At 46.7% G+C, this 15,678-nt stretch carries 9 protein-coding genes; 8 read left to right on the plus strand and 1 reads right to left on the minus strand.

What is annotated here, in order from left to right; genetic code table 11:
• The first annotated feature begins 171 nt into the window (after positions 1-171).
• From AC1DP6_RS18810 to AC1DP6_RS18840, 7 genes are all read left to right on the plus strand, one after another.
• Entirely contained in the window at positions 172-2,331 is a 2,160-nt protein-coding gene (locus AC1DP6_RS18810; RefSeq protein ID WP_477056202.1) for a hypothetical protein, read from the plus strand.
• 32 nt (positions 2,332-2,363) lie between these two features.
• Complete coding sequence (locus AC1DP6_RS18815; protein ID WP_477056203.1) at positions 2,364-5,042, plus strand: glycoside hydrolase family 38 N-terminal domain-containing protein; 2,679 nt, start codon at positions 2,364-2,366, stop codon at positions 5,040-5,042.
• A gap of 79 nt (positions 5,043-5,121) precedes the next feature.
• Positions 5,122-5,574, plus strand: coding sequence for an SRPBCC family protein (locus tag AC1DP6_RS18820; protein ID WP_477056204.1), 453 nt, complete (start codon positions 5,122-5,124; stop codon positions 5,572-5,574).
• Positions 5,555-5,878 (plus strand): ArsR/SmtB family transcription factor, encoded by a 324-nt coding sequence (locus AC1DP6_RS18825; protein ID WP_477056205.1) that lies wholly within the window; start codon positions 5,555-5,557, stop codon positions 5,876-5,878. Before AC1DP6_RS18820 ends, AC1DP6_RS18825 begins: the two co-directional genes overlap by 20 nt.
• A 14-nt stretch (positions 5,879-5,892) precedes the next feature.
• Positions 5,893-6,264: a SnoaL-like domain-containing protein gene (locus AC1DP6_RS18830; protein WP_477056206.1), complete on the plus strand. Its 372-nt coding sequence runs from the start codon at positions 5,893-5,895 to the stop codon at positions 6,262-6,264.
• Between the two features lie 247 nt (positions 6,265-6,511).
• On the plus strand, positions 6,512-6,943 hold the full coding sequence (locus AC1DP6_RS18835) for an SRPBCC family protein (protein WP_477056207.1): 432 nt from the start codon (positions 6,512-6,514) through the stop codon (positions 6,941-6,943).
• A 437-nt stretch (positions 6,944-7,380) separates the two neighbouring features.
• On the plus strand, positions 7,381-10,515 hold the full coding sequence (locus tag AC1DP6_RS18840; RefSeq protein WP_477056208.1) for a PQQ-dependent sugar dehydrogenase: 3,135 nt from the start codon (positions 7,381-7,383) through the stop codon (positions 10,513-10,515).
• A gap of 72 nt (positions 10,516-10,587) precedes the next feature.
• Here the strand turns inward: AC1DP6_RS18840 and AC1DP6_RS18845 are convergent, their stop codons facing one another.
• Complete coding sequence (locus tag AC1DP6_RS18845) at positions 10,588-12,015, minus strand: hypothetical protein (protein WP_477056209.1); 1,428 nt, start codon at positions 12,013-12,015, stop codon at positions 10,588-10,590.
• A 366-nt stretch (positions 12,016-12,381) separates the two neighbouring features.
• On the opposite strand from AC1DP6_RS18845, the gene AC1DP6_RS18850 reads away from it, so the two are divergent.
• The gene (locus AC1DP6_RS18850) at positions 12,382-15,600 is read left to right on the plus strand and encodes a T9SS type B sorting domain-containing protein (protein WP_477056210.1); all 3,219 of its coding nucleotides are present in this window, start codon (positions 12,382-12,384) and stop codon (positions 15,598-15,600) included.
• Positions 15,601-15,678: the final 78 nt, after the last annotated feature.

Raw genomic sequence — 15,678 nt, forward strand, 5'->3', positions numbered from 1 at the left:
GCTGTACAACGATATTACGCATTTTATTTTGCTATGGACGTCCGTATCCGAACACTCCATGTCTGAAAATGGACGGGAAATTTTACCCCAAATCAACAAGATAATTTAATCTGCCAGCTATTTGAAATGTAGTGATATGTCCATATGTTTGTACATATTAAATTCTACTTCATGAAAACAAGTATAGCTTTTGTTATTCTTACAGCAGCTATTTTCAATACGCTTTCTGTCTTTGCATTAGCAGATCACCTCCCTGTAATCATCACTGATTCTTCTTCGAAACGCGCGGCAGCACTGGGGATTCCTACGCTTGATGACATTGCCGGAGACTGGATCCCGATGGATCAGGTGGATAATATGCCTGCAGTCCATAATTTCCACCATATGCTGGTGGTTAACCGGGACCTGACCTCCTATTACTATTATCCGGGGGGAATATATCCCTGGCGGAAAGGGCATCCTGTCACTACACTGACCATAGACGGGCAGGAATATCCGGCCACGGAAACCCGCTGTTTCCCCTATAAGGCGCTGCGGCGCAATCCATATTGCAATGGCATATCAGTGGAAACGGACACACGAATGATCAATGAATCAAGAAATATAATGTGTCGCATCGTGGCCACCAATACAACGATTGTACCGCGCCATACTACGCTGACTTTGCGTGTACCTGGTAAACTCCTGGCCGATGGTATCGGCGTTTCCAATAGCACCCAACGTAAGGGAGTGACATCCATACTGCGTCCATCACGCAACCCCGATCATATATCAACGGAAAAAGATACCGTTATCTGGCGTTGGACAATGGAGCTACCCAAAGGAGGCAGTATGCGTATTGAATTTGCGGCGGGTGATGATGCATCTTCACAAACGGCGCAAACCGACGCTGTAGTGACCAGATGGGCGGCCAGCTTTAACACTTACTTCGATGACTGCAAAAAGGTTTGGGAGAATCGTTGGGCGGACGCATTCACGCCGGGTAATACACATTTTTCGGGACATCTGCCTGTCTTGAAAAGTTCCGACGCCGCACTGGCACGCAACTACTACGTTGGCGCGTGGACGATGTTAGCCCTGGAACGTACACAGTTTCCGGTCCATCCCCGTTCTTTTATTACCAGTGGTGAACGGGAAGACGGCACTCAATTTTACTGGGATGCCTCTATGCAGGCGACTGCATGGGCACTGCTGGAACCTGCCGGTATGAAGGCGACGCTTCGCCGCTGGCTGGTGCAGAATCCACGTAGCGGAAAAGCCAGTGGCTATGCGCTCGATTTACGGGATACTACAGGTTTTGATGCAAATCATTATGACAACATCGGCGGTTATGCATTCAATGCATGTACTATCTTTAAAACCATTGATGAATATCTGCGCGTAACAAATGATCGCCACTTCCTCGATGAAAAACTGGAAAATGGCCGCACCATCATGGAAGCCATGGATTCACTTGCTACCAACTGGGAATCACTTCCCAAAGGTCATGATGGATTGGCTAACTATGGTGAAAACAACAACCTGCTTGAATGCGCTCCCGCTTATATCCATTGTGTTCCTTCCTGCAATGCGCAAAATATATGGATGATGCGGGAGACCGCAAAGTGGTATATCCTTCGTGGCAATACAGTACGCGCAAATGAGTTACAGAAAAAAGCGACAACGCTACTTCCCGTGGTACTGTCGCTCTACAAACCGGGAGATGGCGTCTGGAATGCCTGGCACTTAGATGGTAAACGTGTGGAACTGCGGCACTGTGTAGACTTCATATATACGGGCAATGCGTTAAAGCGGGACCTCTCTCCTACACAAAAATCAGAAATGATTTCCTTCGTCAAAAACGAACTCCTTACCCGCGACTGGATGCGGGCAATGAGTGAGAAAGATGCTGCGGCCATGAATTCAGACCGCCCGGATCATGGCCCCATGGGCGCTTATGACGGCTGGATTCCACTCACTGTTAATACCATGTGGCAGCTCGGTGATCCCGTTGGGGCCTATACGTTCTACTGTCGTACGGCAGTGGTTACAAGGGAAGGTCCATTTGCGCAGGCCCGTGAATTTTTTGGTCCCAACCGCACCGCCTATGATGCGCCTGTGCGTATTGCCATGAGGCAGGGCTGTATGAAAGAATGTATCAGTGGCGTTGCGTTCAGTGACGTGGTCATCACTACGTTCTTTGGCTTCTCCCCGGAAGCCGGTGAAGGAACAGGTCTTCAGAATTCATCCACACCACGCCCTTTTACCGGGGAGCTACGCCATATACATTTTGCAGGTAAAGAGTGGACCATTAAAGCAGGAGCTAAAGGAACAATCGTTAAAAAAGACTAACAGGAATAAGTAATCAAAAAGATTGAACTATTATGAAAAAAATCTACCTGATATTTTTTACCATTCTCCTGGTTACAGCGGGAGCATTTGCACAACAGCAAAAAACAAGTAATGCAGGCATCTCAAAAGTAACAGATGTATGGCTGGTATTCAAAACTCACTTCGACTTAGGCTTTACTGATTTACCGGAAAATGTTTTTGCACGATACCGGGGAGAAATGATGGATAAGGCATTAAAGGTGATAGAGAAAAATGCAACACTCCCGAAAGATAAACGCTTTGCCTGGACAGTGCCCGGATGGCCACTCTATGCACAGATATTAGGGCCTCAACAAAATCCGGAACGAAAGATAAGAATAGAAAAAGCGATCAGAGAAGGAGCCATCGTGGTACATGCCCTCCCTTTTACAACGCATACCGAGTCGCTTGATTATGAAGATTTAGTTCGCGGGCTAAATTACTCTTCAAAAATTGCCCGTACCTATGGACTGCCATTACCTATCAGTGCTAAAATGACCGATGTTCCCAGTCATTCCTGGGTGATGCCTACCTTGCTAAGCCATGCAGGTATAAAGTTCCTGCAATTAGGCTGTAATCCTGCGAGTCAGTATCCGCGCTTTCCTCCAATTTTCTGGTGGGAAGGTGCTGATGGTGCTAAAATTTTATGTCAATATACCCCGCTGTATGGCTCTGAAATACAACCTCCTGCCAACTGGCCATGCAAGAACTATCTTGCTATGATCATGACTGGCGACAACCACGGCCCGCCTAACCAAAAAGAAGTGGAGAACATCATTGCGCAAACGCAAAGAGATCTGCCAGGAGTAAAGATACATTTTGGAACGCTCGATGATTTTGCAAGAGCAATATTTGCGGAGCATCCTGATTTGCCTACTATTAAAGGAGACACACCCGATTCCTGGATTCATGGCCTACAATCAAATCCCCAGGAAACAAAAATCGCACGAAATATCCGCCCGTTGACACCAGCACTTGATGCACTGCACACAGAAATGAACATCTGGGGCGTTCCCACTGCATCTGTTTCGGCTAAACTGGCAAAAGCCTATGAACAAAGTCTTTTGTACGCTGAACATACCTGGGGCATGAATGCGGAATACGGCCCACGTTACAGTTATGGTGATGATTGGAAAAAATGGCTGGCTGAAGCCGAAGCAGAACCCATTCCTGAAAACGGCGATTATTCAAAACTTAAAAATAGTGATGCAACAAACACTGGTCAGGGAAGCAAAAGGAAATGGTTAAAATCGTACGATGAAAAGCGCCAGTATATCCGCAACACCAACAACATTGTTAGTACGGAACTAAATACCCATCTTGATCTGCTGGCAAAATCTGTAAACGTAGCAGGAAAGCGGTTGATCGTTTATAATCCCCTACCCTGGAAGAGATCAGGCATGGTTGAAAATCCTTGGGAAAAAGGAACTTCTTTTTATGCAAAAGAAATTCCGGCAGGTGGTTATGTTACTTATGCTCCAGGCGATTTAAAAGCATCCACCATTACAAACGATAGCCAATCTATATTTAGCACCCCCTATTTTAACATAGTTTTTGATTTAACCCGGGGAGGAATATCCTCTTTAGTTGAGAAGAAAACCGGTCGTGAATTAGTGGATACTTCCTCAGAATATGTTGTTGGCCAGTTTTTGCATGAACGGTTCAGCACCAACGAGGTAGACAAATGGTTTAATGCCTATAGCCGGATAAAAGATGGCTGGGGTTTGAATGATTTGGGGAAACCCGGAATGATCAGTGCGGATAAAGCACCTTACATCGCCTTTACGCCACATCATTGGGACATCACGGTGGCGCATTCAGCCATAGCGGATATCGCTACGCTGACTACGGAGCAGACAAACGGCTTCGCAAAAAAATATACGCTGATATTTACCTTCCCCCGAAATACACCTTATGTAGATGTGGAATGGGCAGTAGCTTCTAAAACAGCAGACAAACAACCAGAAGGTGGATGGCTTTGCTTTCCCTTTGCCATTACGAAACCTCACTTTACAGTGGGACGTTTGGGTGGCCCTATAAATCCTCAGACAGACATCATTACCGGCACTAACAAGTACCTGATGGCGGTTAATTCCGGTGTGGCTATTACGCAGGCCAACCAATCGGGAATGGGATTAACTCCTATTGATGCGCCGTTGATTTGTTTAGGCGAACCCGGCTTATGGAAATTTGCTTTGGATCACTCCCCGGAAATCCCCTCCGTATTTGTAAATATTTACAATAATATGTGGAATACCAATTTCCCATTATGGCAGGATGGTTCATGGAGTGAAAGAGTTCGGATCTGGTCCATAGATGCCCACACGCCTGCCGTTCCTGATCTGATTCAAAACTCCTGGGAAGCACGTGTACCTTTATTAACAGGGATAGCGGAGGGCGAAGCCGGAAAGTTAAAGGCAATGAATACAGGTATCTCCATTTCCAGAACCGGTGTACTCATCACCGCTTTTGGAGAAAATCCGGATGGCGAAGGCACTATTCTACGGCTGTGGGAACAATCAGGCATTTCAGGCAATTGTACGGTTAGTTTTCCTGAAAAATGTAATGCCAAAGCGGTTCAACCGGTTGATTTACGCGGTAACCCAATTGGGAAGCGGATTAGCGTAAAAAACAACAGGTTCATTGTTGATCTGAAAAAATATGCACCAGCCTCATTCCTGTTAGTTTTCTAAGAAAGTAAAAAAAACTCAAAAAATATTTGGGTAACTCAAAAGTTACATATACCTTTAGGTAACTTAAAAGTTACGCATTATGGCAGCAAGCATTAATCACCAGTTTTTCTTCCCCCATCCTCCCGAGATAGTTTGGGAATATCTCACAAATGCTGAATTGATGGAACAGTGGCTCATGAAAAATGATTTTCAGCCCATCATTGGGCATGACTTTCAATTCAAGACCAACCCCATACCCAGCCTCAACTTCGACGGAATAGTTTATTGCAGGGTATTAGAGATGGTTCCTTTCAAAAAGCTATCCTATTCCTGGAATAGCGGCTCCGGAGACGGCAAGATCACTATTGAATCAGTAGTGGAATGGAAACTGGAACAGAAAGATCAAGGGACTCAACTTTCACTTTTGCATAGCGGTTTTTCGGAAACAGAAAATGTCAACATGTACAACGCACTGACAGACGGATGGCTCAAAAACTTACAAAAAATCGCTGACCGTATAAATACCAGAGTAAATGGCACAACCAACACTTGATGTATTCCAGGTAATTGCTGACCCGAGCAGGAGGAAGATGTTAACGCTACTCTCAGAAGAAAGTTTAACCATCAACAGCCTCGCTGAAAATTTCGACATGAGTCGTCCTGCTGTTTCAAAGCATATCAAAATACTATACTCCGCAGGGTTTATTTCTATCAAGGACATAGGCAGAGAAAGGTATTGCACACTGAAACAGGAAGGATTCAATGAATTACAGCAATGGATCTCCTTCTTTGATAAGTTCTGGACATCGAAACTGAAGAAATTGGAATTTCTTTTAAATAAAAAATTGACTGACTAAAAAAACAAATTTTTATGATCGCAACAGCATTGACCACCCAGGAAGTGGCCACAAGATTTAACGAACTTGCCCAGCAGGAAAAGTGGTTTGAAATCCAGGACGAGTTCTTTGCAGATGACGTAAGAAGTATAGACCCTGAAAATTCCCCCTATATGGGATATGCCGAAGGCAAAGAAGCCGTTCGGAAAAAGGGAAAGGACTTTGTAGCGAAGATAACAGACGTTCATGCAGCAAGTACTACCCTACCTGTGGTAGGCGGTAACCATTTTTCAGTAGGGCGTACCGTGGATATTACGGTAGACGGTTTTGGCAGAATACAAATTGAACAGATCATGTTATATGAAGTAAAAGATGGTCAGATTGTATTAGAGCAATTTTTTTATTAGGAGAGAAGGCTTTCCGCCTGTCTCAGAAAGCAATTGTGCCGCCAAAGTGATGATAATCACCCTGGCGGCACAGTGATACCTGAATATTTTTACTGACGCCGGACTGATAATAGCTGTTCTATTCATCAGAGATATTCCTACATGAAGCCACCACTAATCCCACATTTTATTCAGCTCATCAAGAAGTCTGCTACATTGCCATTCCCATTGCTTAATTTGTCGCCATACTTTATCACTACCTTCTCCCATGGAAAAGATCATCGACAAAAAAATAGACATCAAAGCACCGGCCGCCGAAATATGGAAATCACTTACGGATACAACGTTAATGGCCAAATGGATGGGAGACGCAGCATTGGATCTGGATATTACTACCAGTTGGCAAGTTGGAGCTCCCATTATCATAAAAGGTTTCCATCACGCCAGGTTTGAAAACAAAGGCGTTGTACTGGAATATTTACCTGACCAGATCCTTAGTTATAATTTCCTGAGCTCCTTATCCCGACTGCCCGACAAAAACGAAAACTACACCATTATCCGGTTCACCATAATTCCCATGGAGCAACATACTTCGCTGGAATTATCTTTAACTAACTTTCCGACAGATGTCATCTACCATCACCTTAATTTCTATTGGAATACCACACTGGTCATGCTGAAAAGAGCCATTGAACAGTAATGAAGGCCAATAGGCCTTCTTAGCATAGATCTATCTCTTCCCTATTCTCTCCACATACCCACATAACCTGAAATATACTATCGGGAAATGTGAAAATAATATGCTAATTATTGCAAACGATTGCATAACTTCAGTACACAGCTAAAATCCCACGTAATTCCCGGCAGAAATATTTGTAGCGGGTAGTATTATTCTGAAAGACCATCGAGCCAGTGTTGTAACCTACTTCGTTTCTATATTTTGTACATATAATAACCCTATTGTTCATCCTTAAAAACTGCTTTATGAGTCCCCCTATCTTTTATTACATCCGTTAAAAAGGCGGTCCGCATCAGTGTGTAACAGCATTGCTATGTATAACTACTGGATTATGCATAAACGGGCAACCTATGTCTGGTATCCAACCCTCAAACATTTCTCTCTTAAGAAAACCTATTATGAAAAAAAAATACGCAATTACAAGTTTACTACTCTACTTATTCTTACCACTTTTATGGCTGTCGGCCGGAGCTCAATCACTACCTGCCAACTTTCAACGGGTGCAAGTGGCTAATGGTATCAGCAGTCCCAGCGCCATGGCCTTTCTTCCTGATGGTCGCATCCTTGTATGCCAGGAAACAGGGCAGCTACGCGTCATCAAAAACGGTAGCCTGCTATCCACTCCGGCTATTACCCTTTCCGTTAATAGCAGCGGAGAACGCGGCCTGATAGGCATTGCGGTAGATCCGGGCTTTGCTACCAATCACTATATCTACTTATATTATACCAATACTTCCGGTCCACATAACCGCGTGAGCCGATTTACAATGACAGGAGACATTGCCGGCTCAGAAACCACATTGCTGGACCTTCCTACCTTAAGTGCGATCTACCATAACGGAGGCGGATTATCTTTTGGAAATGATGGTAAATTATATGTTTCTGTAGGAGATAATAAAGTAGGCGATAATGCTAAAAATCTCGACAGCTACATGGGGAAACTGCTACGCATCAATTCTGATGGTTCTGTACCTTCCGGAAACCCCTTCAGTGGCGGAGCTGCCCGCAGCCGCGTTTGGGCATATGGTTTACGAAACCCGTTTACCAATTCCATCGATCCGGTAACCGGCAAAATCCTTATCAATGACGTGGGGGAATCTACCTGGGAAGAAATCAACGATGCTGCTGTTAGTGGCCGTAACTTCGGATGGCCCGACAAAGAAGGCACCTGCTCATCCGGCTGTACCGGCTTAACCGATCCTATTTATAAATATAGCACCAACAGGAATACGGCTCCTCCGGATGGACAAGGTTGCGCGATCAATGGAGGCACTTTTTTCAATGGCGCTATCAGCAACTATCCGGCTACTTATAATGGCAAGTATTTTTTCCTGGACTACTGCGGAGGATGGATCAACTACATCAACCCGGCATCACCCACACGGACAGCCTTTGCAACGGGTTTAGGCGGCGGACTTGTTTATCTTAAACAAGGTAATGATGGAAACCTCTATTTCCTGAGCCGGGATAATAGTGCCCTGTACAAACTTATTTACACCGGCACACAAGCCCCTGCCATCGTTACGCAGCCGCAATCACTTAGCATCCCGCAAGGCCAAACCGCTACGTTTAGTGTAGTAGCTACTGCCAATCCCGCTCCCACTTACCAGTGGAGAAAAAATGCGGTGAATATCAGTGGTGCCACAGCGGCCAGTTATTCCATTTCCAACGTACAACCGGCAGATTCCGGTCTTTATAGCGTAGTAGTGACCAACACCGCAGGCAGCGTTACCAGCAGCAATGCAAAATTGACCATTGCCAAACCCAACACACTACCCGTTGCCACTATTACGGCTCCTGTAAACGGTGCCACATTCCGTGCAGGCGATACCGTTAGATTTACAGGTACCGGTACGGATGCCGAAGATGGAACACTTGCTGCCAGCGCATTTCATTGGTGGATTGATTTTCATCATGCCAATCATATCCATCCCGGTCCGCAAGTACCCGACAGTGTTAAAACAGGCACTTTTGTGATTTCTGCAGAAGGACATACGGAAACAGATATCTGGTATCGCATTCTTCTTTCCGTGAAAGATAGCAGAGGTGAATTGGATACCACCTATGTAGAAATGTTCCCGGTGACCTCCAATATAACGTTGAATACACAACCTGCCGGCCTGCAGATCCGCCTCAATGATATTCCTTTTACCACACCATATTCTTCGGCTACTTTGTCCGGTATGGTAAGACCCATGGATGCCCCTTCTCCGCAAACGCTTAACGGGGTTACTTATATTTTTGATCACTGGGTACATGGAGGTGCAAGGGTGCAGAACATCCGGATTACCGATAACGATACTACGTATACGGCTATATTTAAAGCCGCTCCTGCTGCCACCACACTGCCACCGGTACAGGATGCATATGTGAGAGATGGAACCAATGCAGCCATCACATTTGGTACAACAGATTCCACCTTGCTGATTACGAAAGTATCGCCAAGCGGACAATTGAATAATGCCCGTGAATCTTACTTTACTTTCGACCTCACAAATGCGGCGAGCTCCGTATCATCCGTGGTGCTGAAAGTATTTGGTCGTGTAGATGGCACGGTTGCTACCAGCGTACCAGTGGCGGCATATCCGGCCAGTAATATTACCTGGTCCGAAAAAACCATTACCTGGAATAATAAACCGGCAACCGGCGGTACCGCTTTAGCATCTACCGTACTGACCAATGATACCGCCAGGTATTATACCTGGGATGTAACCAGCTATGTGCAAAGTGAACTGCTGGCAGGACGAAAAAAGATAACGCTGGTACTGAAAAGTCAGCAGGCACACGATCCACGTATACTCCTCAATTCAAAAGAGGCAGCAGCGAATCCTCCACAACTCGCAGTGATCGCAGATTCAACAGCAGGCCCGGCTTGCACACCTGCTACTGCCAGCAGCGATGATGGAAACGTAGCCGCCAATACCCTCGACAATGATCTGAATACCCGCTGGTCAGCAAGCGGCAACGCAGAGTGGATACAATTCTGTTTGGGTAGCACCGCTACTGTTACAGGCGTGGATATTGCGTTTTTCAAAGGGGATACCCGCCGTTCTCTATTCGACGTACTGATTAGCACAGATGGTAACACCTGGACCAACGCCGCGACCGGCTTGCAGAGCAGCGGCACCTCCGACAATTTTGAGAGCTTCACTTTTACCGGTAAAACGGCGAAGTATATACGCATTCTCGGACATGGCAACAACTTAAACCTGTGGAACAGCTATGCGGAAGTGAAAATTAAAACAACAACCAGCCTGACTGCCTCCAAATTATCAAAAGCACCTACGTTCTCAGTATATCCTAATCCTGCAGGGGCACATTTTACGGTAAAATTCAGTCTGCCTTCAAATGGTTACACGATACTCGCAGTGTATGACATGACAGGCAAACAACGATTGATACCGGTAAACGGACAACTTAACGCCGGCGCCTATACGGAAATGATATCAGCAGCTTCACTGCCGGCAGGTATCTACGTGATAAAACTGGTACATAATGGTCAGGTGAGAACCCTGAAAGTAATCAAGGAATAAACCACTTTAACAAGTCAGCGCTATATGGAGAAGTGTATGCTTCTCCATATAGCGCTGACTTATTTTATCTGCTTACAGATTATGAATAAAAGCGATCATTAACGCAGCCGTCACGCGGGTCGCTGGTACTGTACCGATGGTACCGGTCAGTAAATTGGATTCTTTGGGATCATCAAAATTAATCGGCTGCTGGTAGCTGCCCGTATGACCGTATCCCAATAAAATGCCGGTGCGGAGATTGTATTTGCTTCTCTTTATATTCAGCCCTAACTGACAATAATAATTGTCCCATATAGCGGTATTGGGTGAAAACCCATCAGTGGTTTCCCGGGTCGCATAGTTAAAGTCAGTGCGTAGCGAACAATACCCTACCAACTGCGGCTTAAGCTGATAACTAACACCAACGCCTATATTAAAAATAGCTTTCCTCGCTTCCCGCATTTCCAGCAATGCCGCTGTAGAAGAATGAGAGCCTCCTGTGTCCGGCCTTATAAAACCTTCTGCACGTGGGGTCAGGATATTGTATTCTTTTACTTTCAGGAAATATTCTGCGGCAACATACACCTGTCCCCTATTGTAGTCATATGCATAGCCCAGCGCAATACTTGCCGGCACTTTATAATCGGATTTTAGTTTTGTCTGCCGTGTACTCGCCAGTAAATTCACTACCTCCTGCGGGATGAAATGGATATTGGCAATAGCATTATTACTCAGCAAAGTGCCCTTTCCTCCAAGGTGAATGAGCGGTGAAGAAAACAGTAATCCAACATGATGCTTTTCCATTTCATAGCTGAGCCCCAATTTCAATCTCAGTCCGATATGATGATAGTCTACCTGGTAGGCTCCTTCATTGCTGGCCAGCGGCATTGTGCTGGTGGTACTGTTGCCAATCAATGCCCGCGAACTGAAGGTTTCACTGTAATGCTGGGAACGCGATTGCCCTTCGGCCATAAATCCTATCGCCCATCGTTTGGTAAGTGCAAAACCGGTGCTGATCAATGCCGATGTTTCTCTCGTTATATTCTGAAAATTATACTGCCCGATATAATACTCCAGGCCGGGAGCATTCGCACTATCCCGTATATTTAGTTTGGTGTCCTGTTGCTGGGATACATTGTAATTAAATACGGCCGTATGCATGAGCGCATAGGCAATATACACGGGCTTCTTTTTGCCTAATGCCACCATCCCGGAAAGCATCTGCGGAACACTGGATGTAATACGTGATTTTAAATCTCTCCCCGTGCCCGCCCCATTCTTGATTTTGATAGACTCTACCTGGTAAACAGTTCCGGAAATAGATACCGCCTTCTTCTGCGTCCAGGCCTGCAAGGCAGGGTTGTAAAAAAGCACCCCACTGTCACGGTTGTTGGCCAGCACTGCACCCGGGGTAAAAAATCCGGCAGGTCCGTAGTTGTTAGACCAGTAATTGGCATCCTGCGCCCAGGCAAATTGGCTGATCCCCGTGAGGACGATGATCAAAGGAAGTATTCTCAGCATACGATATGGTTGATAAATTCTCAAAATGAACACGCAGGAAAAGTAATTGTTCAAAATGACTCGTTTTAAAAGTTTAAACCGGCTGTAGTCAATGGTTTCCGGTTACCTAAAATACTGAAAGCATGTCCCCCTGCCAGGCCTGTTGCCAGCCATCCCGATAGCAATAGAAAGCTTCTGTCATAATTTATTATCTTTAGCCCCGAAGCGACTAATACAGTCCTTCGTCCTGTCTCCCATACCGCACTACAGCCCCCATGGGCTATGGTTTCATTGATTTCAGAAAAAATATCAACATAACCCAAACCCAACATCTGTGCAGTAGCTTGCTTTTTCCGTAAGCCATGCAGGTAGCATGCCAACAACATAATGATCAAATTGTCTGTAGATATTCGTCCATTATTAACTTTCCTCCTGCCAGGGGGAACCCTTCTGTTAGCCACCTTATTCTTTTCCCTGCCCGCAGCTGCGCAATGCACGCCTGCCGGCATCACGCCTTCACCCGCAGGTATATTGTACGTAAACGGCCTCGCAGCTGCCAGTGGAGATGGTAGCAGCTGGGGCACTGCCGTTAAAGAACTGGCGGACGCTTTGGCGGTGGCAAAGACCAATGCGGCCGTTCAGCAGATATGGGTTGGCCAGGGCACCTATAAACCGTTGTATGACCCCGCCACCGGATGCCCAGGCATCGACCCGCGCGATAATGCCTTTTCCCTGGTGAACAATGTACAGCTATACGGTGGTTTCCTGGGCACAGAAACGGATCCCTCCCAACGAATCATCAATGCAACGCCCAGCGTTCTGACCGCTGACATTGGCGTACCTGGTGATGCAACAGACAATTGCTATCATACGGTGCTCAGCGTAGGTGCTGTGGGCAATGCGGTGCTGGATGGTTTTCATATTACCAATGGCAACGCCACCAGGACGATTAATACATTCGTCAACGGTGACCTCATATTCGGTTCCTACGCAGGCGGATTATACATTAAACGTAGCAGTCCTGCTATAGTGAATTGTTATATCAGCAGCAATACCGCCCGGGCCTATGCGGGAGGCGTATATATTGAAGATGGTAATCCCACCTTCACCTCCACCGGTATCAACATCAATACCTCCGGGAATGGTGCCGGCGGTGTTTACATTTCCCGCAATACCAATGTGACGATGAACAACGTGACCATTCAGGGCAATGAAACTTCCGGGAGCGCCGGCGGGCTGGCCAATTCAGGTGGTAACGTCATATTTCAGAACAGTGCCATCAGAGCGAATAATGCCACTGAAAATGGTGGAGGTTTTTATCAGTATTCCGGCTCCACTACACTGACAAACACAGTGATTAGTCTGAATCATGCAAAGAAGAATGGTGGTGGTTTTTCCAAATTCACGGATAATGTTTCGCTTAACAATTGCCAGGTGTCCGGGAATACGGCACTGATGAACGGTGGAGGATTCGACAATGGCACCAACGGCAGACTGGTCATCAGTAGCAGCAGCATCGAGTTAAATAGTGCAGCCAATGGCGGTGGTTTCGAGAGTGGTTCCGGTATCATGGAGCTGACCAACGTTATTATAAGAGGCAATACTGCTTCCGGAACCGGCGCAGCAGGGCGTAACGCCGGCAACGTGACTTTTACCGGCGGACTGGTGACTGGTAACCGGGCAAACGGCGATGGCGGCGGATGGATGAACAGCAACGGCACTACGGTGTTTTCCAGTGTCACCATCGCCGGTAATAAGGCGGGCGGTGTGAATGCAGGCTTCTATGGGCAAAACCAAAATTTTACTTTCAACAACTGCATTATCTGGGGCAACGAAGCTGCTTCCGATCCCAACCTGCTGAACTTCAGCAATGCCACGATTGCACATAGTATTATCCAGGGGGCCACTGTGCCGCCAGGTGCAGGCAACAGCAATGCCGATCCACTGTTCATTGCACCACAGCCCGCATCGGCAGCACCCACCACGGATGGCGACTACCACCTGCAGCCCTGCGGAAGCGCGGCCATTGATGCCGGGGATAATTCACTGGTGCCAGGTATTATTACAACAGACCTCGGTGGCCAACCCCGTATTTACAATAGCATCGTTGACATCGGCTGCTTCGAGGCCCAATCATCCGGCGGTACCATTCGGACTACTGACAACATCCGCATCTGCCAACCCCAGCTGCCATATACCTGGAATGGTCAAACTATCACCGCCGGTGGCAATACGGTGGCTACCTACGCCACTACTTCCTCCAAAGGATGCGATAGCATTGTTACGCTCAATCTGACGGTAAATGTAGCGAAAAGCGCTACTGTTGATATCAGCATCTGCCAGAATCAAATGCCATATGTATGGAACGGAAAAACCATTACTGTTGGAGGTAACAATGTGGCTACCTTCCACACTACTTCCTCCGAAGGTTGTGATAGTACAGTCATCCTCAACCTTACCGTCAACCCCATCGTAACTGCAACAGACAATATCACCATCTGCCAAAATCAAATACCTTATGTATGGAACGGAAAAACAGTAACAACCGGCGGTAACGGCGTGGCTACCTACACCACCACCTCCGCCAAAGGCTGCGACAGCACTGTTACCCTCAACCTGACGGTACATCCGGTATGGGCCATTACAGAAAACGTCCGTATCTGTTCAGGAGAACTTCCTTATACCTGGCATGGGCAAATACTCAATGCTGCCGGCTCAGCCACCTACACCACTGCATCTTCTGCCGGATGCGACAGTACGATCACGTTGCAGCTTGTTGTTAATACTACCATCACTGCGGTGACGAATATCACCATTTGCCAGAACCAGCTACCCTATGCCTGGAACGGGCAGACGGTTACTACCGGCGGCAATGGGGTGGCTACTTATACCACTTCGTCGTCCAAAGGTTGCGACAGTACCGTTACCCTCAACCTCACCGTAAATCCCATACCCAGGGGCACTCAAAATATTACCATCTGTGAAAATGAATTACCCTATTTATGGAACGGCTTAACCATCCGCTCAGGTGGTCAGGCGGTGGCCACTTACGCCACCACCCTACCTGGCGGATGCGACAGCATCACCACACTAAATCTCACCGTCAAACCCGGACCGGTATTATCTGTCAGTCAATCTGTTGCTGCCGGCTGCCGGACGGGCGTTAACCTGGTAGCCACCGGTGCAACCACCTATAGCTGGTCACCGGCCACCTGGCTTAGTGATCCGCATATTGCCACTCCCATTGCCAATCCGCCGCAAACGACCACTTACACCGTCACCGGCAACCTGGACGGCTGTAGCAGCGTTTATACGATAACGGTAGTCCCTCCCGTTGCCAACGATATACCCAATGCTTTTTCACCTAACGGAGATGGCAGGAATGATTGCTTTGGTATTCGATTCTGGAGAAATATTATCAGTTCGGACATTGCTGTATTCAACCGCTGGGGACAACAGTTATTCAGGAGTACAGATCCCAACGCCTGCTGGGATGGAAAATTCAAGGGCACAGACCAACCTGCCGGAACATATATCTACTTCATAAATGTCACAACCGGTTGTGGAACAACCACACACAAAGGTACGGTAACACTGATCCGGTAATTGCCGGAAATGAAATGATAAAACGAGCAACCCCGCTATAATGGCGGGGTTGCTCGTTTTATGCCCCCACAATTTTAA

It is taken from the genome of Chitinophaga sp. 01L420, assembly GCF_056399985.1.

Excerpts from the sequence above, each read along its gene's own strand:
- AC1DP6_RS18845 (WP_477056209.1), bottom strand. The coding sequence starts at position 12,015 with ATGCTGAGAATACTTCCTTTGATCATCGTCCTCACGGGGATCAGCCAA.
- AC1DP6_RS18850 (WP_477056210.1), top strand. The coding sequence starts at position 12,382 with ATGATCAAATTGTCTGTAGATATTCGTCCATTATTAACTTTCCTCCTG.
- AC1DP6_RS18830 (WP_477056206.1), top strand. The coding sequence starts at position 5,893 with ATGATCGCAACAGCATTGACCACCCAGGAAGTGGCCACAAGATTTAAC.
- AC1DP6_RS18820 (WP_477056204.1), top strand. The coding sequence starts at position 5,122 with ATGGCAGCAAGCATTAATCACCAGTTTTTCTTCCCCCATCCTCCCGAG.
- AC1DP6_RS18825 (WP_477056205.1), top strand. The coding sequence starts at position 5,555 with ATGGCACAACCAACACTTGATGTATTCCAGGTAATTGCTGACCCGAGC.
- AC1DP6_RS18840 (WP_477056208.1), top strand. The coding sequence starts at position 7,381 with ATGAAAAAAAAATACGCAATTACAAGTTTACTACTCTACTTATTCTTA.
- AC1DP6_RS18835 (WP_477056207.1), top strand. The coding sequence starts at position 6,512 with ATGGAAAAGATCATCGACAAAAAAATAGACATCAAAGCACCGGCCGCC.
- AC1DP6_RS18810 (WP_477056202.1), top strand. The coding sequence starts at position 172 with ATGAAAACAAGTATAGCTTTTGTTATTCTTACAGCAGCTATTTTCAAT.
- AC1DP6_RS18815 (WP_477056203.1), top strand. The coding sequence starts at position 2,364 with ATGAAAAAAATCTACCTGATATTTTTTACCATTCTCCTGGTTACAGCG.